This is a genomic window from Microbacterium sp. 70-16 (genome assembly GCF_001898315.1).
GTDB lineage: Bacteria > Actinomycetota > Actinomycetes > Actinomycetales > Microbacteriaceae > Microbacterium.
Map to the genome: position 1 here is coordinate 24,949 of NZ_MKTQ01000029.1, position 19,250 is coordinate 44,198.

Annotated in this window: 17 protein-coding genes and 2 tRNA genes; 9 read left to right on the plus strand and 10 right to left on the minus strand. The window is 69.2% G+C overall.

All coding sequences use genetic code 11. The features are described from left to right. Window positions 1-60: 60 nt before the first annotated feature. Genes BGO46_RS13635 through BGO46_RS13650 form a run of 4 tightly spaced genes read left to right on the plus strand, consistent with a single transcriptional unit; the run spans window position 61 to window position 4,449 of the window. Window positions 61-759, plus strand: coding sequence for a response regulator transcription factor (locus BGO46_RS13635; RefSeq protein ID WP_292675077.1), 699 nt, complete (start codon window positions 61-63; stop codon window positions 757-759). 42 nt (window positions 760-801) lie between these two features. Beyond that, a complete protein-coding gene (locus BGO46_RS13640; RefSeq protein WP_292675075.1) occupies window positions 802-2,973 on the plus strand; it encodes an RNA degradosome polyphosphate kinase in 2,172 nt (723 codons plus the stop codon). Beyond that, the gene (locus tag BGO46_RS13645) at window positions 2,970-3,908 is read left to right on the plus strand and encodes an NUDIX domain-containing protein (RefSeq protein ID WP_292675072.1); all 939 of its coding nucleotides are present in this window, start codon (window positions 2,970-2,972) and stop codon (window positions 3,906-3,908) included. The genes BGO46_RS13640 and BGO46_RS13645 overlap by 4 nt, the downstream gene beginning before the upstream one ends. A 4-nt stretch (window positions 3,909-3,912) precedes the next feature. Beyond that, entirely contained in the window at window positions 3,913-4,449 is a 537-nt protein-coding gene (locus BGO46_RS13650) for a chemotaxis protein CheY (RefSeq protein ID WP_292675070.1), read from the plus strand. Here BGO46_RS13650 and BGO46_RS13655 read toward each other — a convergent pair. Both BGO46_RS13655 and BGO46_RS13660 read right to left on the minus strand, forming a co-directional pair. Then, window positions 4,430-5,728 (minus strand): M1 family metallopeptidase, encoded by a 1,299-nt coding sequence (locus tag BGO46_RS13655; protein WP_292675066.1) that lies wholly within the window; start codon window positions 5,726-5,728, stop codon window positions 4,430-4,432. The two genes, BGO46_RS13650 and BGO46_RS13655, sit on opposite strands and share 20 nt — an antisense overlap. Then, window positions 5,725-9,660 carry a Pls/PosA family non-ribosomal peptide synthetase gene (locus BGO46_RS13660; RefSeq protein WP_292675063.1) on the minus strand — a complete coding sequence of 1,312 codons (3,936 nt, stop codon included), beginning with the start codon at window positions 9,658-9,660 and terminating at the stop codon, window positions 5,725-5,727. Before BGO46_RS13660 ends, BGO46_RS13655 begins: the two co-directional genes overlap by 4 nt. Window positions 9,661-9,842: 182 nt before the next feature. Here BGO46_RS13660 and BGO46_RS13665 point away from each other — a divergent pair, with 182 nt between their 5' ends. The 4 genes from BGO46_RS13665 (at window position 9,843) to pstB (ending at window position 13,919) form a co-directional block, all read left to right on the plus strand. Continuing rightward, window positions 9,843-10,955, plus strand: a complete 1,113-nt coding sequence (locus BGO46_RS13665) for a phosphate ABC transporter substrate-binding protein PstS (RefSeq protein WP_292675060.1) — start codon at window positions 9,843-9,845, stop codon at window positions 10,953-10,955. Window positions 10,956-11,029: 74 nt separating this feature from the next. Further along, entirely contained in the window at window positions 11,030-11,983 is a 954-nt protein-coding gene (gene pstC, locus BGO46_RS13670) for a phosphate ABC transporter permease subunit PstC (protein WP_292675161.1), read from the plus strand. A 1-nt stretch (window position 11,984) separates the two neighbouring features. After that, window positions 11,985-13,091: a phosphate ABC transporter permease PstA gene (gene pstA / locus BGO46_RS13675; protein WP_292675057.1), complete on the plus strand. Its 1,107-nt coding sequence runs from the start codon at window positions 11,985-11,987 to the stop codon at window positions 13,089-13,091. Window positions 13,092-13,139: 48 nt separating this feature from the next. Then, window positions 13,140-13,919: a phosphate ABC transporter ATP-binding protein PstB gene (gene pstB, locus BGO46_RS13680; protein ID WP_292675054.1), complete on the plus strand. Its 780-nt coding sequence runs from the start codon at window positions 13,140-13,142 to the stop codon at window positions 13,917-13,919. A gap of 133 nt (window positions 13,920-14,052) precedes the next feature. Here pstB and BGO46_RS13685 read toward each other — a convergent pair whose 3' ends face one another. The 4 genes from BGO46_RS13685 to BGO46_RS13700 form a co-directional block, all read right to left on the minus strand. Further along, window positions 14,053-14,937: an aminodeoxychorismate lyase gene (locus tag BGO46_RS13685; RefSeq protein WP_292675052.1), complete on the minus strand. Its 885-nt coding sequence runs from the start codon at window positions 14,935-14,937 to the stop codon at window positions 14,053-14,055. A 184-nt stretch (window positions 14,938-15,121) separates the two neighbouring features. Beyond that, window positions 15,122-15,760, minus strand: coding sequence for a DNA-directed RNA polymerase subunit beta (locus BGO46_RS13690; protein ID WP_292675049.1), 639 nt, complete (start codon window positions 15,758-15,760; stop codon window positions 15,122-15,124). Between the two features lie 40 nt (window positions 15,761-15,800). After that, window positions 15,801-16,568 (minus strand): hypothetical protein, encoded by a 768-nt coding sequence (locus BGO46_RS13695; RefSeq protein ID WP_292675046.1) that lies wholly within the window; start codon window positions 16,566-16,568, stop codon window positions 15,801-15,803. A gap of 85 nt (window positions 16,569-16,653) precedes the next feature. After that, on the minus strand, window positions 16,654-17,019 hold the full coding sequence (locus BGO46_RS13700; protein ID WP_292675043.1) for a hypothetical protein: 366 nt from the start codon (window positions 17,017-17,019) through the stop codon (window positions 16,654-16,656). A gap of 95 nt (window positions 17,020-17,114) precedes the next feature. Between BGO46_RS13700 and BGO46_RS13705 the strand changes: the two genes are divergently transcribed. Next, window positions 17,115-17,189: transfer RNA gene (locus tag BGO46_RS13705), tRNA-Lys, on the plus strand. 35 nt (window positions 17,190-17,224) lie between these two features. Here BGO46_RS13705 and BGO46_RS13710 read toward each other — a convergent pair. The 4 genes from BGO46_RS13710 to BGO46_RS13725 form a co-directional block, all read right to left on the minus strand. Then, complete coding sequence (locus tag BGO46_RS13710; RefSeq protein ID WP_292675040.1) at window positions 17,225-17,920, minus strand: DUF2510 domain-containing protein; 696 nt, start codon at window positions 17,918-17,920, stop codon at window positions 17,225-17,227. Then, on the minus strand, window positions 17,917-18,498 hold the full coding sequence (locus tag BGO46_RS13715; RefSeq protein WP_292675036.1) for an isochorismatase family protein: 582 nt from the start codon (window positions 18,496-18,498) through the stop codon (window positions 17,917-17,919). The genes BGO46_RS13710 and BGO46_RS13715 overlap by 4 nt, the downstream gene beginning before the upstream one ends. Before the next feature lie 42 nt (window positions 18,499-18,540). Further along, on the minus strand, window positions 18,541-18,933 hold the full coding sequence (locus BGO46_RS13720; protein ID WP_292675034.1) for a hypothetical protein: 393 nt from the start codon (window positions 18,931-18,933) through the stop codon (window positions 18,541-18,543). Window positions 18,934-18,997: 64 nt separating this feature from the next. Continuing rightward, window positions 18,998-19,070, minus strand: a tRNA-Thr gene (locus BGO46_RS13725). Between the last annotated feature and the right edge of the window lie 180 nt (window positions 19,071-19,250).

Sequence of the window (19,250 nt, forward strand, 5' to 3'; positions counted from 1 at the left end):
GGCATCCGTCGACGTCCTAAGATGGGCACACGGCCCGCTCAGCGGACCGGAAGGGACCGCATGGCTCAGCTTCTCGTCTTGAGTTCCGCCCTGGGCGGAGGCGCCGTCCTGCCTGCGCTCGAGCTGCTGAGCCATCGCGTGCGGCAGATTCCCGCCGAGCCCGCGCAGCTGGTGAACGCGCCGAGCGCCGACGTCATCTTCGTCGACGCGCGTGCCGACCTCGTCGCGGCGAAGTCGCTGTGCAAGATCCTGAACACGACGGGGCTGGACGCACCGCTGGTCCTCGTGGTCACCGAGGGCGGCCTCACCGCGGTGTCGACCGACTGGGGCATCGACGACGTGATCCTGCACGGCGCCGGTCCCGCTGAGGTCGACGCGCGCATCCGTCTCGCGGTCGGCCGCCAGTCTGCCGAACAGGTCTCGAGCCGCATCCAGACCTCCGGCATCACGATCGACGAGTCCTCGTATTCGGCCAAGGTGCACGGCAAGCCGCTGGACCTCACCTACAAGGAGTTCCAGCTGCTGCACTTCTTCGCGACGCACCCCTCGCGCGTGTTCACGCGCGAGCAGCTGCTCAGCGAAGTCTGGGGCTACGACTACTTCGGCGGCACGCGCACCGTCGACGTGCACGTGCGGCGCCTGCGCGCGAAGCTCGGCGATCTCGAGCAGCTCATCGGCACGGTCCGCAACGTGGGCTACCGCTTCAACGTCTACGAAGACGATCAGGCATCCACCCCCCGCGAGCACTCGGGCGCCTGATCGGTTAACGCGCCGGTCACCTTCGCCTGCAATGATGAGGGAATGATCGACACCGACGTTCTGGACACCGGTCTGGGCGATGCTGACGACGACGACTTCGACGAGATGGTCGAGTTCGACGATTCGCAACTGCCCGATCACCGCTACATGGACCGCGAGCTCAGCTGGCTCGCGTTCAATCAGCGGGTACTGGAACTCGCGGAAGATCCCGCACTGCCGCTGCTGGAGCGCGCGAACTTCCTGGCGATCTTCGCGAGCAACCTCGACGAGTTCTTCATGGTGCGCGTCGCTGGGCTCAAGCGCCGCATCATGACGGGCCTGGCCGTGCCGACCAACGTCGGTCGCGCGCCGCAGGACGTCCTGGCCGACATCTCCGAGAGCGCGCACGCGCTGCAGCTGCGTCACGCCCGCGTGTGGCTCGACGAGGTGCAGCCGGCACTGACGGAAGCCGGGATCGAGGTGCTCACCTGGGATGCCCTGACCGAGGACGAGCAGTCGGCCCTCTACGAGTACTTCCAGACACAGGTGTTCCCCGTCCTCATGCCGCTCGCGGTCGACCCGGCACACCCGTTCCCGTACATCTCCGGCCTGTCGCTGAACCTCGCGATCCGCATCCGCAACGCCAAGACGGGCCGGCAGGAGTTCGCGCGCCTCAAGGTGCCGCCGATGCTCCCCCGCGTCGTCGCCGTCCCCGGCAACACGGCGGGACGCGCCCGCTATCTGCCACTCGAGCAGCTCATCGCGCACCACCTGGGAGACCTGTTCCCCGGCATGGAGATCCTCGAGCACCACGCCTTCCGCCTCACCCGCAACGAAGACGTCGTGATCGAGGAGGACGAGACAGAGAACCTCATCCAGGCGCTCGAAGCCGAGCTGCTGCGGCGCCGCTTCGGCCCGCCGATCCGCCTCGAGGTCACCGAGGAGATGGACGAGGTCACCCTCGACCTGCTCCTGAACGAGCTCGAGGTCACCGACCAGGAGGTCTACCGCCTGCCCGGGCCGCTCGACCTGCGCGGTCTGTTCGATCTGGCCCGCATCAAGCGTCCCGATCTGCACTACACGCCCCACGTCCCGGTGACCGCGACCGCGTTCCAGCCGGCCGAGCAGAACGGCCGTGCCGACATCTTCGCGGCGATCCGCAAGGCGGACGTGCTCGTGCACCACCCGTACGAGTCGTTCACCACGAGCGTCGTGGCGTTCCTCGAGCAGGCCGCGCGCGACCCGCACGTGCTCGCCATCAAGCAGACGCTGTACCGCACGTCGGGCGACAGCCCCATCGTGCAGGCCCTCATCGACGCCGCCGAGCGCGGCAAGCAGGTGCTGGCCCTCGTCGAGGTCAAGGCGCGGTTCGATGAAGCCAACAACATCGTGTGGGCGCGCAAGCTCGAGAAGGCCGGCGTGCACGTCGTCTACGGCCTCGTGGGGCTGAAGACCCACTGCAAGCTGCTGCACGTCATCCGCGAGGAAGACGGCGCACTGCGCAGCTACAGCCACATCGGCACGGGCAACTACAACCCCAAGACGAGCCGGCTGTACGAGGATTTCGGTCTGTTCACCGCCGACGAGCAGGTGGGCCGCGACCTCACCCGCCTGTTCAACGAGCTGAGCGGCTACGCGATCGAGAAGAAGTTCAAGCGTCTGCTCGTCGCCCCGCTGCACCTGCGCAAGGGCCTGCTGCGGCTCATCGAGAACGAGCGCCGCAACGCCCTCGACGGCAAGAAGGCCCGCATCCGCATCAAGGTCAACTCGATGGTCGACGAGCAGATCATCGACGCGCTGTACCGGGCGAGCCAGGCCGGCGTGCAGGTGGATGTCTGGGTGCGCGGCATCTGCTCGCTCAAGGTAGGACTGCCCGGCGTGAGCGAGAACATCACGGTCCGCTCGATCCTCGGTCGCTACCTCGAGCACTCCCGCATCTTCGCGTTCGAGAACGACGGCGAGCCCGAGGTCTACATCGGCAGCGCCGACATGATGCACCGCAACCTCGACCGTCGCGTCGAGGCGCTCGTGCGCGTCATCGCCCCCGCCCACGTCAAGGAACTCGTCGACTTGTTCGACCTCGCGATGGGCGACGAGACGAGCTCGTGGCACCTCGAGTCCGAGGGCGGCTGGGTGCGTCACAGCATCGACGCCGCCGGCAAGCCGCTGCTCGATCTGCAGGATCGCACCATGACGCAGGTCCAGCGGCGCCGCCGCGGACGGGTGGTGCGATGACCGACACAGCCGTCTACGCGGCTGGTGGCGTGCTCTGGCGCCTGGTCGAGGGAAAGCTGCGAGTGCTCGTCATCCATCGCACGGCGTACGCCGACGTCACGCTGCCCAAGGGCAAGGTCGATCCCGGTGAGACGCTCGCCGAGACCGCCGTGCGCGAGATCTTCGAAGAGACCGGCATCCGTGTCGCCCTGGGCATCCCGGTCGGTGTCTCGCGCTACCGCATGCCGAACAAGCGACAGAAGATCGTGCACTACTGGTCGGCCGAGGCGACCGACGACGCCATCCGCGCCTCCGCGTTCGTGCCGAACAAGGAGATCGCGGCGATCGAGTGGATCGCGCCGCGCAAGGCGCTCGACTACCTGTCGTATCCGGTCGATGTCGAGATCCTCGAGCAGTTCCTGCGCTATGTCGACGACGGCGTGCTCGCGACCTTCCCGATCGTCGTCCTGCGCCACGCCAAGGCCGTCGACCGCGAAGACTGGAACGGCACCGACGTGCAGCGCCCGCTGACCGGCCGCGGCGCCCGGCAGGCATCCTGCCTCGCCGGTCAGCTGCAGGCGTTCGGCGTCCGCAAGATCGTCTCCAGTGACGCGACACGGTGCGTTTCGACCGTGACGCCACTGGCCGCCGCGACCGGCCGCACGATCACTCGCACGACGCACCTCGGGCAGGATGCCTGGGAAGCGGGCACTTCCGACGTGCGCACGATCGTCGGCAAGCGCGTGCGATCGCGCAAGCCCGCCGTGCTGTGCAGTCACGGGCCCGTGCTGCCCGGCATCCTCAGCGAACTGGCGCTCGCGACCGGCACGCTGCGCGGCTCGTACCTCGGCAGCGCCTCGGCACTCGACCCGGGTGCGTTCTCGGTCGTGCACCTCTCGGCGACGAATCCGGGATCGGGCATCGTCGCGATCGAGACGCACGAGCCCAAGATCTAGCCGCGTGGAGCCTGACGACGGCGGCCTGCGGCTCGCCTGGGCACCGGTGCCACCCGATCGCGCGCAGCGCCGCGAGGTCGCGCGGGATCTGCTGCGCGGCCTGCTCGCCGCCGAAGGCTGGCCTGAAGTGGCCTTCGAACAGGCCTGTCCGCACTGCGGCGGAGCGCACGGCCCGCTGCACGTGACGGGCGCGCCGTGGCGGGCATCCGTCAGCTACGCGGGAGGTCTCGCCGTCGCGGGCGTGTACCCGGCGACGGCGCCGGGCTTCGCGATCGACGCCGAGCCGCTCGTCGACCCGACGCGCGACGCCGCCGGCATCCCGGGCGGACTGCTGCGGTGGGTGCGCGTCGAAGCGACGCTGAAAGCCGACAGCCGCGGCCTGCGCGTCGACCCAGCGGTGGTCTCGGTCGCGGGCCGCCCCGGCGGCTGGACGGCGACGATCCCCGGGCGGGTCGCCGTGGTCGCGGACGGCTGGGAGCCCACGGCCACTCCCCCGGGCATCCTGGTCAGCGCTGCGATTCTCAGCCCGCGGCGAGCTTAGGCAGCCGCGGCAGCGAGCGCTCGTCGACCCACGCGGTGAACAGCGGAGCGAGGTCACGGCCGGCGATCTGCGCCGCGAGGTGACGGAAGTCGTCGTCGGTCGCGAGACCGTGTTGGTGTGTCGCGGTCCACTCGCGCAGCAGACGGGCGAACGGCTCGGCGCCGAGCTCACACCGCAGCGCATAGAGCGTGAGAGCGCCGCGCTTGTAGACGCGGTCGTCGAACATCAGCTCGGGTCCGGGATCGCCGAGCACGAGATCCTTCGGCAGCGCCCGCAGTCGCGCATAGTGCGCCACGGCCTCCTGCGCGAGTGTCGCGGCGCCGGATGCCTCCGACCACAGCCACTCCGCGTAGCAGGCGAACCCCTCGTTGAGCCAGATGTCGCGCCACCGGCCGATGCCGACGCTGTTGCCGAACCACTGGTGCGCCAGCTCGTGGGCGATCAGGCGCTGCTCTTCGGGCTCGAGGTGGTTGACTCCGAAGACGGCCATGCCCTGCGCCTCGAGCGGGATCTCCAACTCGTCCGGCGTGACGACGAGCGCGCAGTCCTCCTGCGGGTACGGTCCGAACACGTCCTCGAACAGCGCGAGCATCTGCGGCACCGGCGCGAATGCGTCGGCGGCCGGCGCGCGCAGCGCGGGCGGCGTGAACAGCCGCACCCGCTCGTCGCCGGCAAGGTCGCTCTGCTCGTAGTGTCCGACGTGGACGGCCGCGAGGTAGGTCGCCACCGGCACCGCCGACTCCGCGACCACCGTCGTGCGACCGGCGCGGGACGACCGTGAGATCGGGCGCCCCGTCGGGACGGCGAGGTATCCGGCATCCGTCGTCACGGCGATGCGCATGCGCGCACGGTCGTCGGGCCGGTCGTTGCACGGGAACCACGTCGGAGCGCCGGTGGGCTGCGACGCCACGAGCGCGCCGTCATCCAGCTCTTCCCACCCGATGACGCCCCACCGCGACCGGCGCGGGCCGGGTGTGCCGGCGTACACGACCTCGACCGAGAACCGCTCACCGGCCGCGAGCCGGTGCGGCAGCGTGACGCGCAGCACGCGCGGCCCCTGCGTGTACTTGGTGCGCCGGTCACCGTCGACGCGCACGCGCGTCGCGCGCAGCCCGATGAGGTCCAGTCCGATCGTCGAGATCGCCGCCGCGGCGACGGCGTTGATCGTGGCGTGCCCCTCCAGTCGGTTGGTGCGCACCCGGTAATCGAGCTCGAGATCGTACGACTCGACGTCGAAACTGGTGTCCCCGCTCTGCGGTGTGTACGGGTCGCCACTCACGATGTCGACTGGTAGGCGCGCACCTTGACCGCACGCCACGGGCCGATGGGGTTGCCGCTCCACCGCGATCCGACCGGAACGGTCTCACCGCGCATGACAAGGGAGGCAGGACCGACGGTCGCGTGTGCGCCGATGGTTGCCGCGGGGAGGATGACGCTGTGCGGGCCGAGAGTGGCTCCGACTTCGAGTTCGACGGCGTCCATGCTCATTATTCGATCATGGAACAGGTGCGTCTGCACAACGCAGCCCCGGTTGACGGTCGATCCGTCGCCGAGGGTGACCAGATCGGGTTCGGGCAGCCAGTAGCTGTCGCACCACACGCCGCGACCGATCTTCGACCCGAGCGAGCGCAGCCAGACCGCGAGGGCCGGTGTGCCGGCCGCGGCACGCGCGAACCAGGGGGCGGCGACCATCTCGGTGAACGTATCGGACACCTCCGTGCGCCACACGAAGCTCGACCACAGCGGCTGCTCGCCCGGCCGAATCGGGCCGACGATGAGCCACTTCGCCGCCGTCGACACGGCCGCGGCGACCGCGCCCGCCAGCAGCAGCACGACGCCGGAGAGCAGGATCGCGAACCACAGTCCGAACGACTCGATGAGCGCCGCGAGCGAGAACAGCACGAGCAGGCCGATCGCACACGTCACGACGACGGGGATGAAGCGGCACAGCTCCCACAGTGTGCGCGCGACGCGCAACCGTACGGGCGGCTGGTAGGTGCGCTCGTGGTCGCCCTCCGCCGACAGACGCCGCAGCCGCACGGCGGGCGATCCGAGCCACGACGACCCGGGCTTGGCCTTGGCGGGCGCCGCGGACAGCACGGCGACCAGGCCATCGCGCGGCACGCGGTGACCGGGCGCGGCCATGCCGGAGTTGCCGAGGAACGCGCGCTTGCCGATGCGCACGCCACCCAGCCGCATCCACCCCGCGTGCAGCTCGTAGGACGCGACCATCGTGTCATCGGCGAGGAACGCGCCGTCTTCGATGCGCGTCAGAGACGGCAGCAGAAGGACGGTGGATGCCTCGACGTCACGCCCGACGCGGGCGCCGAGCAGGCGCAGCCACACCGGGGTGAACAGGCTCGAGTACAGCGGGAAGAGGATCGTGCGCGCGGCATCCAGCAGCCGCTCGATCGTCCACGCCTGCCAGCCGACGCGACTGCGCACGGGGTGGACGCCCTCGTGCAACCCGATCGACAGCAGGCGTACAGCGACGACGACAGCGATCGCGAAGACGAGACCGGCGACGATCACGCCCGGCACGAGCCACGCCATCGCCCCGCCGAACGCCGCAGCGAGCGAGTCCGCCCCCGCGATGCCGCGGGCCACGACGAGCGCACCGACCGCGAAGGCTGCCAGCGGCAGCAGCGCGAGCACGACGGCGGATGCCGCATAGGCCCAGAGCCACCGGGTGGGAGCGGGTGCGCGATCAACCGGCCACTGCGCCGACGAGGTGCCACCGACCCGCTCGGCGGGTGAACCCGCCCAGGTCTGGTCGGCGCGCACGCGGCCGAACACGGCCGAGCCGGGGGCGATCTCGGCACGGCGACCGATGCGCGTTCCCGGAGCGAGCGTGCTGCGCGAGCCCACCGTCGCGCCCGCGCCGATGCGGATCTCGCCGATGCGCACGACGTCGCCGTCGATCCAGTAGCCCGACAGGTCGACCTCGGGCTCGACAGCCGCGCCGTCGCCGATCTCGAGCATGCCGGTGATAGGGGGTAGCGCGTGCAGGTCGACGCCCTCGCCGATGCGGGCACCGAGAGCGCGTGCGTAGTAGCTGACCCACGGGGCGCCCGCGAGGCCCACGGCGTCGACCTGGTCGGCGATCTGTTCGGCGAGCCACAGCCGCACGTGCGTCCCGCCGCCGCGCGGATAGTCACCCGGCTGCAGACCCCACAGCAGGACGCGCGCGGCGGCCGCCGCGATCGCCATGCGACCGAATGGCGTGCTGAAGATCAGCAGGCCCACGATGATGACCCCCAGCGGGGCGTCGGGCAGCACCTCGAACCCGGGGAACAGCCGCAGAATCGCCGAGGCCGTGAGCAGGTAGAGCATCCAGCGGATGCCGGTGAGGATGAACAGCGGCACGCTCAGCACCGACTGCACCCACTGCATGCGCCGTGGCGTCGGCTCGGGGCGATGGAAGCTCTCGGGCGTGTCCTCGTGCAGCGCAGTGCCGAGGGCCTTGGCCATTGCGCCCAGCCGCGGCACGTCGTAGATGTCGGCGACGGCGAACTCGGGCACCCGCGTGCGGATGCGCGAGACGAGCTGCGCGGCGGCGAGCGAACCGCCACCGAGGTCGAAGAAGTCGACGGAGCGGTCGGTGACCGGCATGCCGAGCACCGCCTGCCACTGCGCCGCGAGCCACGCTTCGCCCGGCGAAAGGTCGGATGCCGTGATCTCGACGTTCGGCAACGGCCACGGCAGCGCGGCGCGGTCGACCTTGCCCGACGTGCGGACGGGCAGCTCGTCGACGACGGCCAGCAGCGGAACCATCGGCGCGGGAAGACGTGTGGCGAGGTCGGCGCGCGCGGCGATGCGGTCGAAGTCGGGCGATGCGGCGAGGTAGCCGACCAGCACCGGCACGCCGCCCTCGGTCGTGCGGACGGCGGCGGCCGCCCCGGTGACTCCGGGCAGATCCTGCAGCGCCGACTCGACTTCGCCGAGCTCGATGCGGCGTCCGCCGACCTTCACCTGATCGTCCGCGCGACCCTGGAAGATCAGGCCTTCAGATTCGAAGCGCACGAGATCCCCCGAGCGGTAGGCGCGCTCCCAGCCGAGCGTCGGCATCGGCGCATACTTCTCGGCATCCTTCGCCGGATCAAGATAACGTGCCAGGCCGACGCCGCCGATGATGAGCTCACCCACGCCACCCTCCGGCACGGGCTGCCCCTGCCCGTCCACGACCGCGAGTGCCCAGCCGTCCAGCGGCAAGCCGATACGGACGGGGCCATCGCCGCCGAGCGGCGCAGCGCAAGCCACGACGGTCGCCTCGGTCGGGCCGTACGTGTTCCACACTTCGCGACCCTCGGCCGCGAGACGTGCGGCAAGCTCGGGCGGGCAGGCCTCACCGCCGAAGATGAGCAGGCGCACGTTCTCGATGGCATCCGCCGGCCACATCGCGGCCAGCGTCGGCACCGTCGACACAACCGTGATGCCCTGGCGCAGCAGCCACGGCGCGAGGTCTTCGCCCGAGCGCACGAGCGAGCGCGGCGCGGGCACGAGACATGCGCCGTGCCGCCACGCCAGCCACATCTCTTCACACGAGGCATCGAACGCGACCGACAGGCCCGCGAGCACGCGGTCGTCCGGCCCCAGGGGCGTCTCCTGGAGGAAGATGCGCGCTTCCGCGTCGACGAATGCTGCCGCCGAGCGGTGCGACACCGCGACGCCCTTGGGCACGCCCGTCGAGCCCGAGGTGAAGATGATCCACGCGTCATCCTCGGTCGTCGGCGGCGGCACGGCGACGATCGCGTGTGTCGAGGGGTGCGGCGCATCGCCCGCGAACAGCGGCGCAGCGAACTCGTCCTCGGCGTCGGCTGCCGGCATGTACTCGCCGGACCCCGTGATGACACCGCGAACGTGGGCTTCGCCGAAGACCAGCCGCGCACGCTCGTCGGGATCATCGGCGTCGACGGGCACGTACGCCGCGCCTGCGGCGAGGATCCCCAGGATCGCGATGTACAGCTCCTTCGAGCCGGAGGGCATCCGCACACCGACGCGGTCGCCGCGACGCACGCCGGCCCCGTGTAACCGCGCGGCCGTGGCGCCCACGCGCGCCATCATCTCGCGATAGCTGAGCGCTCCTGACCCGTCGTCGATCGCCGATGCCTCGGGATGCTGCGCCGTCGTCGCGCGCACGATGTCGACAAGAGTGCGGGGATCGGGCGCCTCTGCGATTGTGTCGAGGATGTCCTGACCGTCTACCGCCATGGCGTCAACCGTAACGATGAGAAGTGAACAACGCGCAAATACGACCCGCAAACGCGGCCGACAGTCGCGCACGCCGTTCACCTCGCGTTTACCCATACAGCGCAGTCTCGTAAGAGTGGGTGTCTAGCGTCGGGGCGTGCCCTGCACCGGGCCATTTATCCCTGACATGTGAAGGATTCACAGTGAAGCTCAACCGCATCGCCCAGCTGGGCGCAGTCGCCGCCATCGCGGCGCTTACGCTCACCGCTTGCGCATCGAACGAACCAGCCCCTGCGGCCACTGACGACGCAACCGACGTCGCCACCACCCTCTCCGGCGAGCTTGCCGGTGCTGGCTCCTCCGCACAGGACGTCGCTGTGCAGGCCTGGGCCGCCGGCTTCCAGACCATCAACGGCGAAACCACCATCACGTACGACCCGGCCGGCTCCGGCGCAGGTCGCGAGTCGTTCCAGGCCGGAGCCGTCGGCTTCGCCGGATCTGACCGTGCATTCAAGACCGACGAGCTCACCGAAGGCCCCTTCAGCGCTTGCGTCGAAGGCACCGACATCATTGAGATCCCGTCCTACATCTCGCCGATCGCCGTGATCTTCAAGCTCGATGGCATCGACACCCTCAACATGGACCCGGCCACGGTCGCGGGCATCTTCGCGGGGACGATCACCAACTGGAACGACCCGGCGATCGCCGCGACGAACGAGGGCGTCACGCTCCCCGACCTCGCCATCACGCCGGTGCACCGCGCCGACGACTCGGGCACGACCGAGAACTTCACCGACTACCTCTACCAGGCCGCGCCCGACGTGTGGACCTGGGAGCCGGACGGCGTCTGGCCCGAGACCACGGTCGCTGGCGAGGCTGCCCCGCAGACCTCGGGCGTCGTTGCCGCCGTCGAGGGCGGCACCGGCACGATCGGCTACGCCGACGCGTCGCGCGCCGAAGGCTTCGGTCAGGTTGCCGTGCAGATCGGTGACGAGTTCGTCGCGTTCTCGCCGGAGGCTGCCGCCGCCGTCGTCGACGCTTCGCCGCTGGAAGAGGGCCGCACGGCCGGCGACCTGGCGATCGAGCTCGACCGCACGCCGGACTCGGCTGCGTACCCGATCGTTCTGGTCAGCTACATGATCGCGTGCGAGGAGTACACCGACACCGCCATCGCACCGCTGGTGAAGGGCTTCCTCGAGTACGTCATCAGCGCAGAGGGCCAGGATGCCGCTGCCGCCGCAGCCGGCAGCGCGCCGATCTCTGACACGCAGCGTGAGAACATGCAGGCCGCGCTCGACCTGATCGTCACGCAGTAATGCCCCACTGCCCGGCCCGGCGCATGCGCCGGGCCGGGCACACCCCTGAGCACACTATTGAGGGAAAAGGACCCATGACCACGACAACCGACGCGGCAGTCACCGCGAAGCCGAAGCCCCCGCAGCGGCCCGGCGACCGTTGGTTCTCGGGCATCGCCCTGGCCGCTGGCGCCATGATCCTGGTCACCCTCGCCGCGGTTGCTATCTTCCTGATCATCCAGTCGGCCCCCGGCATCACGGCGACGAATGAGACGGCGTCGATTCTGCGGAGCGACTTCTGGGACTATGTGTGGCCGCTGGCGTTCGGCACAATCTGGGCCGCACTTCTGGCCCTGCTGATGGCGGTTCCGTTGTCGGTTGCCGTCGCCCTCTTCATCTCGCACTATGCACCTCGACGGCTCGCCCAGGGCCTCGGCTATGTCGTGGACCTCCTGGCCGCGGTGCCCTCCGTCGTCTTCGGCCTCTGGGGCATCCTTGTCCTCGCGCCCGCCGTCCTCCCCGTCTACATGTGGCTCAACACCTACATGGGATGGTTCCCGCTCTTCAGTGGCACGGTCTCTGGCACCGGCCGCACCATTTTCACCGCGGCGATCGTGCTGGCCGTCATGGTCGTCCCGATCATCACAGCCATCTGCCGCGAGATCTTCCTCCAGACGCCGGTCCTTCACGAAGAGGCCGCGCTCGCCCTCGGCGCGACGCGCTGGGAAATGATTCGCATGGCTGTCTTCCCGTACGGCCGCAGCGGTATCGTCTCCGCCTCGATGCTCGGTCTCGGTCGCGCCCTTGGCGAGACGATGGCCGTCGCCATGGTCCTGTCGATCGCGAACGTCATCGACCTCCGCCTTCTCACCGCAGAGAACCCCGGAACGATCCCCGCAAACATCGCGCTGACGTTCCCCGAGGCCTACGGAACCAACATCAACGTACTGATCGCCACGGGCTTGATCCTCTTCATCGTCACCTTCGCCGTGAACGCCGTCGCGCGCTGGATCGTTGACCGGCGCAAGGAATTCTCGGGAGCCAACTGACATGACCACTGCAATTGCGCCGTCGCAGATCCCGCCGGCATCTCCCGCCCGGACCTCCAGCGGACTGACCAACGGTCACCTTGCTCCGTGGGCTCCCTGGGCGATTCTCGGCTTGAGCGCCGCGGTCAGCGCATCGCTCTTCGGCGTGATCGCGCTCGCAGAAGGTGGCTCGTTCAATATCGCCGGATGGGCCATCGTCTCGGTTTTGGCTTATCTCGTGCTGATCACGGTGATTTCCACCCTCGTCGAGGGCAGTCGCAAGGGCCTGGACCGTTTGGTCGTCGGCGTTGTCTCGTCAGCCTTCGCCCTCGCGATGGTTCCCCTGGTCTCGGTCACCGTCACGGTTGTCACCAACGGCGTTGCCGGCATTTCGGCGGAGTTCTTCAGCTCCTCCATGCGCAACGTCGTCGGCGAGGGCGGCGGAGCCCTGCACGCGATCGTCGGAACCTTGCTGATCACCCTTGCTGCCGCTGTGGTGTCGATTCCGATCGGGCTGTTCACCGCGATCTATCTCATCGAGTACGGTCAGGGCAACCGCCTCTCGCAGGGCATCCGGTTCCTCGTCGACGTGATGACCGGCATCCCTTCGATCGTCGCGGGTCTGTTCGCCTTCGCGCTGTTCGCTCTCTTCCTCGGCCCAGGTGCACGAATGGGAATCATGGGTTCGGTCGCTTTGGCCGTGCTGATGATCCCCGTCGTCGTGCGTTCGAGCGAGGAGATGCTGCGACTCGTCCCGAACGAGCTTCGCGAAGCGGCGTACGCGCTCGGCGTGCCCAAGTGGCTCACGATCGTCAAGGTGGTCCTCCCCACCTCGATCGCCGGAATCACGACCGGCATCATGCTGTCGATCTCCCGTGTCATTGGCGAGACGGCGCCTCTGCTGCTCACAGCGGGCGTCACTGCGTCGATGAACTACGACCTCTTCAATGGGCGTATGGCCACCCTCCCCGTGTTCGCGTACTCGCAGTACATGAACCAGGGAACGCCCGCCTCAGCGTTCATCGATCGGGCGTGGGCGGCTGCGCTCACACTTATCGTGATCGTCATGGTCTTGAACCTCGTGGCCCGCCTGGTTGCGAAGATCTTCTCCCCCAAACTCGGCCGCTGAGTGCGCGGCAGTCCCGAACCCTCACGAAATCGAAATCACAGGTGACCCGTGTCCAAGAGCATTGAAGTCAACGACCTCAACGTCTACTACAGCGACTTTCTCGCCGTCGAGGGTGTCAGCCTCGAGATCCAGCCGCGCAGCGTCACGGCTTTCATCGGCCCGTCGGGCTGTGGCAAGTCCACGTTCCTGCGAACGCTGAACCGCATGCACGAAGTGATCCCCGGCGCACGCGTCGAGGGAGAAGTCCTCCTCGACGGGGACGACCTGTACGGCGCGGGTGTCGACCCCGTGCTGGTCCGCCGCCAGGTGGGCATGGTCTTCCAACGCCCGAACCCGTTCCCCACGATGTCCATCAAGGAGAACGTGCTGGCGGGCGTCAAGCTCAACAACAAGCGCATCTCCAAGAGCGACGCCGACGCACTCGTCGAGAAGTCGCTGCAGGGTGCGAACCTGTGGAATGAGGTCAAGGACCGCCTCGACAAGCCCGGTTCGGGTCTGTCCGGTGGCCAGCAGCAGCGTCTATGCATCGCGCGTGCGATCGCTGTCTCCCCCGATGTGCTCCTCATGGACGAGCCCTGCTCGGCCCTCGACCCGATCTCGACCTTCGCGATCGAAGAGCTCATCCAGGAGCTCAAGGCCGACTACACGATCGTCATCGTGACGCACAACATGCAGCAGGCGTCCCGCGTCTCGGACAAGACGGCGTTCTTCAACATCGCCGGCACCGGCAAGCCCGGCAAGCTCATCGAGTACAACGACACGAACTCGATCTTCACGACGCCCGCTGTACAGGCGACCGAGGACTACGTCTCCGGCCGCTTCGGGTGATCTTTTGCGCGGCTGTTGCTGACGCTGGCGTCGGGCGCGGCGCCAGAACAGGCAACCGCACCGAAACAGGCAGATCTGTCGCAGATCTGCCTGTTTTCGTGTAGTCGCCTGTTTTCGCGCGGAGCGCGCGGAGTCAGTCGCGCGGGCTGAGCAGGTAGGCGTTCATGGATGCCGTCAGCGTGGCATCCTGTGCCATCGGCACGTCGTCGATCGCGACGATCGGAGCGGCCAGGCGCACGCTCGAGACGAGCCAGGCGGCGTCGGCGGTCGCCAGGTCGCCTGTCGGGATGGTGTCGTAGGCGACGCGGAAGCCCTCGGACTCGAGGAACTCGAACAGGCTCAGCTGGGTCGTTCCGTGCAGGATGCCTGCGTTGGGGGCCGGCGTGACGAACGTGTCGCCGCGGCGCAGAATCAGCGACGCGGTGGGTGCCTCGAGCACGAAGCCGTCGCTCGTCAGGAAGATCGCGTCATCGGCGCCACGCCGCCGCGCCTCGCGCAGCGCGGCCATGTTGACGGCGTACGACAGGGTCTTGGCGCCCAGCAGCAGCCACGGCGCGCGTGCGGGCACGTCCAGCGCGTAACCGCGGTCGAGCGTGACGACACGGATGCCGTCGGCGCGCACCCGCGCGAAGTCGGTCGCCTCGGCCGCCGTCACCCACGCGGTCGGCGCGGGACCGTGCTCGACACCGCGGCTGAGGATGAGCTTGATGACGGCCTCGCCCGGTCCGCACTGGGCTGCGGCGAGATCGACGGCGGCGCGCCACTGCACGAGGTTGGGCTCGGGCAGGTCGCACAGCTGCGCCGAATGCGCGAGGCGCTCGAGATGCGCCGTGACCTCCTGCGCGTGCCCGTCGACGACGCCGATCGACTCGAAGATGCCGTCGCCGCGCTGCGTGCTGAGCTCGCCGACCGTCAGCGCGGGCGCCGCCGGATCGAGCTCGGTGAACGTGTCGGAGAAGTCGGTGACCGTCGTGCCGGGGTCTGCCGGGTCGATCATGAGAGCGAAGCGCCATGCCATGCCCCGAGCCTACGCCGGGCGGGAATACCGGGCCGCCGCCCTTGTTACACTTGATCAGCCGGGCCGCAGTAACCCCGGGCTCCATCTTTCGCCGCTATGAGCGGCCTCGCGCCGAGAGGCGTTCTGCGGCCCGGCTCTTCCATGCCGGGGCGCAGGGCGCGCCTCTCCCGCGCAGCGGCCGGCCTCAGGTCAGCGATTCGCGCCGCCACAGCCCCGCGCAGGCCGTCAGGTCGGCGGCGTACGAGTCCAGCCGCAGTGCGCGCGTCGTGAACCCGGCCGCGCGCTCGGGTTCGGTCGCGTCGTAGTCGCCGGCGATGTCGACGGCTCCCGCGGCTTCGACGCGGCAGAAGGATGCCGCACGGTCCAGCGCCACGGCGAAGTCGCCCGTGAAGATGCCGCGCAGGATCTCATCCACCAGCGCCACGAGTTCTTCGGGGCCTGCCGGCGTCGGTGCGCCGGCGACGACGACGTCGACCGAGGTCCGCACGGCGCGCCCTCGCTCGTACAACAGCGCGGCGGTGTGCGCGTCGTCGCGCACCATCAGCTGCAGCAGGTACAGCCGCCACAGCGCCCCCGGCAGCGAGCGGGCCGGCGAGTGCGACCACAACTCGGCGATCGTGTCGATGCCGTGGGCATCCGTGAAGGTGACGAGACGCTGGATGATCTCGTCGGTCGGCTCTTCGCGCACGCGGGTCAGCAGAGCGGATGCCGTGGCGTGCGCGATGCGCGAGACATCCGCCGGATCGGTCGAGCCGAAGCGACGATCGAACGTGTCAGCGGGACGCTGGACGGGGCGGTGGTACTCCCGTCGGTCATCGCTCACTCATCAAGGGTACCGGCGCCCGGGTGGGGGCGGGCCGGGTTCACTGCCAGAGCGCCGCGAGCGCTCCGGCCGCCCACCCGAGGACGATGAGCAGCACGGACGTAACGACGCCGATCGCGATCCCCCGCGTCCAGTTGCGGCGTTGCAGCGTCTGCACGACCTCCGTCGGAGGGGATGCCTCGGCGGGCGTCACCGAGGCGGGGGGCGCGCTCGGCACCGGTGCGGGCAGTGCGGCTGGTTCTGTCGCCGCGGCCGCCACCGGCTCGCTCGTTGCGACAGGCGCGGTGAGTTTGGTCGCGACAGGCGCGCTCGGCACCGGTGCGGCTGCGTCCGGCGAAGCCGGTTCAGTCGCAACCGCGGACGGAACCTCCGGCGGCTCATCCAGCCGCGTCGTCTGCGACACTCGGCGCAGCAGCCGGGCTCGCACGGGCAGCGGCGGCGTGACCGCACGTGAGGTGTCGGGCTGAGCGCCCAACTCGCGCGCGCTGCGCCTGCTCAGCGGGGCAGCGCTCGGAGAAGTCTGTCCGACGAGGCGACGGCGCGCGATCCCCATCACCCATGCGTCACCGGTCTGCACGGCTCGGTCGAACCAACCCGCAGTCGCCCAGACCTCGACGAAGACCAACTGCAGTTGCTCCGCGGCATCCCCGGGAACCGCATCGACCAGCAGGCCGTACACGCGCGCCCCCATCAGGTCGTAGAGACGTGCGAGAGCGCCCTCGTCACCTCCAGCGACGAGGACCAGCAGCTCTGCCGCGGGATCGCGCGCCGTCGATTCTGCGGGCGCCCCGCCGTCGTCGATGACCATGCCACACAGCATGCCTCATCGCGGCCCAACGTGTCTGCGACCCACCCGAACACTCGGCCCCTCCATAGGCGGCCCGGTCCGCGGACTAACCCCGCATCGCGCGCGAACGCCAGTTCTCCGGTGCGCGCTCGAGCGTGACGATGGCGTGGCAGTTGCGACACCTGACGTCGCACTTGTCGATCTCGTCCTGAAGCCGGCGAATGCTGAACCCCTCTCGCACCATGGACATCACGTCCTTGCGCTTGGCCGCGCCCGAGCGGTGATCGAAGTCGAGCACCCGCAGGTCGGTGTTGCCGCAGTCGACGCACGGATGCGCACGGAGATACTCGACCAGAAAGGCCTTCGCCTCGAGACGGCGTTGCGCCGTGCGCTCGACGATGCGGCGGACGTGTCTGTCGCGGTTTGCCCCGTAGTACTTACGCGACGAGGCACGGTTGCACTCGCGGCACACTTCCTGCAGGCCGTCCGCCCGCGAGCGCTTTCGGTTGAACTCGGACAGTGGCTTAGACTGCCGACAGGTGCCGCACGTCTTCTGTTGCGGTGCATGCCCCCGTAGCTCAGAGGCAGAGCAACCGGCTTTTAACCGGTGGGTCGAGATATCGTAATTCTCCGGGGGCACCATAGCGCCGGTTGTACACCGGGCCACCGACATCCGCTCAGCTGTAGACGCTCCCCAGCTGGCTGATCATCGTCGAGACCATGTTGATCGTCCATGCGATCGTGACGACGTATCCGAGCACGGTGACGCCGATCCACACCCACAGCGGCGCCCAGCCGCCGGCCACCGTGCGACGGCCCAGCACGACGGCGCGGCCGATCATGTACACCGCCAGTCCGCCGCTCACGAACGCGAAGAACGACCATCCCCAGTGGAACGGCCGCGGCACCCCGCGACGGCGCAGCTCACGCCAGTCGAGCCAGCTGAAGACGACGAACAACCCCAGCAGCGCCGTGCCGATCAGCGAGACGCCGATGAGCCGCATCTCCCACTGCAGGATCCCGGTCGGATCGTCGTAGCGCGACGCGTTCAGCACGGCGTTGACGTAGCCGTCCCAGTCGATGAAGAACAGCACAGCGAACGGCAGCAGCGATGCCGCGATCGCAAGCCACACCCAGACGGTGTTGGTGTCGACCTGCGCCTTCGGCGGCACGACGTAGGCGTGCGCCGCGGCATACGCCGGCGCAGCCGAGTACGCGGGCGCCGCGGCGTACGCCGGTGCAGCCGAGTACGCGGGCGCCGCCGGAACGGCGGTCGCGGCGGCCCGCTGGTGAGTGGTCCAGCCGACGCCGTCCCACCACAGCTCGCGCGTGGGGTCGGTGGGGTCGGGGTACCAGCCCGCCGGGGCGCTCATGCGGCATCCACCAGGTCTGCACCGAGGTGCGCGAGTTCGGCCAGCGCCGCCTGCGACGACTCCGGTGCAACTCCTGCCACGAGCCCGGTGAGGATCCGCACATGGATGCCATGCTCGATGGCATCCCGCGCCGATGCGCGCACGCAATAGTCGGTCGCGATGCCGGTCACGTCGACCTCGATGACGCCGTGCGAGGTCAGCAGGTCGGCGACGTGCTCACCGGCATCCGTCGTGCCCTCGAACAGCGAGTAGGCGGGCTTTCCCTGCCCCTTGCGCACGTGGTGCGTGACGGCGGAGGTGTCGAGCCCGGGGTCGTACGCGGCGCCCTCGGTGCCGGCGACGCAGTGCACGGGCCAGGTCGAGACGAAGTCGGGTTCTGCCCCCGTCGCGAAGTGACCGCCGTTGTCAGAGTCGGCGTCATGCCAATCGCGCGACGCGACAATGAGGGCGTACTCCCCCGCGTGTGCTGCCAGGTGCGCCGTGATCCCTGTCGCGACGGCGTCGCCGCCGTCGACGCCGAGCGCACCGCCTTCCGTGAAGTCATTCTGGACATCGACGATGAACAGGGCTCTGGTCATACCTGCAGACTACGCGGAACGGCGGGGCACGCGTAGGCCTGATCAACCGCGCGCGAAGTACACGACCCAGCTCGCGACGAAGCTCAGCACGCCGAGGGCGAGCAGCCCGCCGGCCGACAGGATGACGGTCTTCAACCCTGCGGGGCGGCGCTGCAGGCGCATGCGACCTCGCCAGCCGAGTTTGTACCAGATGGATGCCTCGGAGGCGCCCGCGAGCACCTCGGCATCGGCCGGGCTCGCGATCGCGCTGTTCGCGTCGCCGTCGGCATCGAACCAGCGCACGACGGTGTCATCACCCTCACGGTCGACGATCGCGTCGGCCGGCAGCCACGTGCCGTCGGCCGCCCACAGGATGACGAGCACGACGGCGAGGGCGAAAGCGCCGCCGAACCCGATCCAGGTGAACACCTCGAGCAGGATGTCGATCGCCGTCATCGTGGGCCGTCCTCATGTCGAGATGCGGAAAGGGCCCCGGGAAACCCGGGGCCCTTTCCGTTCGAGCCGCCCAAGGGAATCGAACCCTTGACCTTTTCATTACGAGTGAAATGCTCTGCCGACTGAGCTAGGGCGGCGCAGGGCGTTTGGCGCCGTGCACGATGATCGATCTTACAGGGTCGACACCTCCGCCGCGAATCGACGCCGTGCCGCGTGGCGTGGCATCCGGTGTCGCCGTGTTACGTGCCGATTCGAACCCGCGCGGCGACCCCCGTACGGTCGAAGAGGCACCGCGACGAGGCGAGCGCGGACGGCCG

What these genes read in the sequence shown, in the direction of transcription:
- BGO46_RS13635 (WP_292675077.1), top strand. Translation starts at nt 61, where the DNA reads ATGGCTCAGCTTCTCGTCTTGAGTTCCGCCCTGGGCGGAGGCGCCGTC.
- BGO46_RS13640 (WP_292675075.1), top strand. Translation starts at nt 802, where the DNA reads ATGATCGACACCGACGTTCTGGACACCGGTCTGGGCGATGCTGACGAC.
- BGO46_RS13645 (WP_292675072.1), top strand. Translation starts at nt 2,970, where the DNA reads ATGACCGACACAGCCGTCTACGCGGCTGGTGGCGTGCTCTGGCGCCTG.
- BGO46_RS13660 (WP_292675063.1), bottom strand. Translation starts at nt 9,660, where the DNA reads ATGGCGGTAGACGGTCAGGACATCCTCGACACAATCGCAGAGGCGCCC.
- pstC (WP_292675161.1), top strand. Translation starts at nt 11,030, where the DNA reads ATGACCACGACAACCGACGCGGCAGTCACCGCGAAGCCGAAGCCCCCG.
- pstA (WP_292675057.1), top strand. Translation starts at nt 11,985, where the DNA reads ATGACCACTGCAATTGCGCCGTCGCAGATCCCGCCGGCATCTCCCGCC.
- BGO46_RS13685 (WP_292675052.1), bottom strand. Translation starts at nt 14,937, where the DNA reads ATGGCATGGCGCTTCGCTCTCATGATCGACCCGGCAGACCCCGGCACG.
- BGO46_RS13695 (WP_292675046.1), bottom strand. Translation starts at nt 16,568, where the DNA reads ATGGTCATCGACGACGGCGGGGCGCCCGCAGAATCGACGGCGCGCGAT.
- BGO46_RS13710 (WP_292675040.1), bottom strand. Translation starts at nt 17,920, where the DNA reads ATGAGCGCCCCGGCGGGCTGGTACCCCGACCCCACCGACCCCACGCGC.
- BGO46_RS13715 (WP_292675036.1), bottom strand. Translation starts at nt 18,498, where the DNA reads ATGACCAGAGCCCTGTTCATCGTCGATGTCCAGAATGACTTCACGGAA.
- BGO46_RS13720 (WP_292675034.1), bottom strand. Translation starts at nt 18,933, where the DNA reads ATGACGGCGATCGACATCCTGCTCGAGGTGTTCACCTGGATCGGGTTC.